Raw genomic sequence first — 577 nt, 5'->3', positions numbered from 1 at the left:
CATGCGTACCGACATGCTGCGTAAGACCGCCCTGACCGCTGCCGGGCTCGCCTTCACCGGCGGCGCCATCGCCGGCCCCGTCACCACCGCCTTCGCCGCCCCCACCGAGACCAAGCCCGTCTCGACCACCACCCAGGACCGCAAGCACGGCGAGCGTGAACTCGGCGTGCGCTACGAGCCCCAGCCCAACTTCTACTACTGCGGCCCCGCCGCCGCCCGCAACGCCCTCAGCGTCCAGGGCAAGAACATCGACGTCGACGGCATGGCCCAGCGCATGGGCACCACCGAAGCCGGCACCAACTCCATCAACGACATCACCCCCGTCCTGAACAAGGAGACCGGCACCGACGCCTACCAGACCGTCGAGATCCGCGACCCCAAGGCCGACGACACCCAGACCGACAAGCTACGCGCCGACATCGTCACCGCCATCGACGAAGGCCACGCCATCGTCGCCAACATCGCCGGCACCGCCACCGACACCGACGGCACCACCCACTCCTTCGAGGGCGGGCACTACATCAGCGTCGTCGGCTACCGCGACAACGGCAACACCGTCACCATCGCCGACTCCGCC

At 69.0% G+C, this 577-nt stretch carries 1 protein-coding gene; it reads left to right on the top strand.

The features are described from left to right. Window position 1: 1 nt before the first annotated feature. Window positions 2–577, top strand: a 576-nt coding sequence (locus ACFHW0_RS31750; protein ID WP_416613313.1) for a C39 family peptidase, incomplete at its 3' end; no start/stop codon positions are given.

Source organism: Micromonospora sp. LOL_025 (assembly GCF_048060285.1).
GTDB lineage: Bacteria > Actinomycetota > Actinomycetes > Mycobacteriales > Micromonosporaceae > Micromonospora.
Note: the sequence above shows the minus strand (reverse complement) of the source record. Positions and strands in the feature narration are given on the sequence as shown.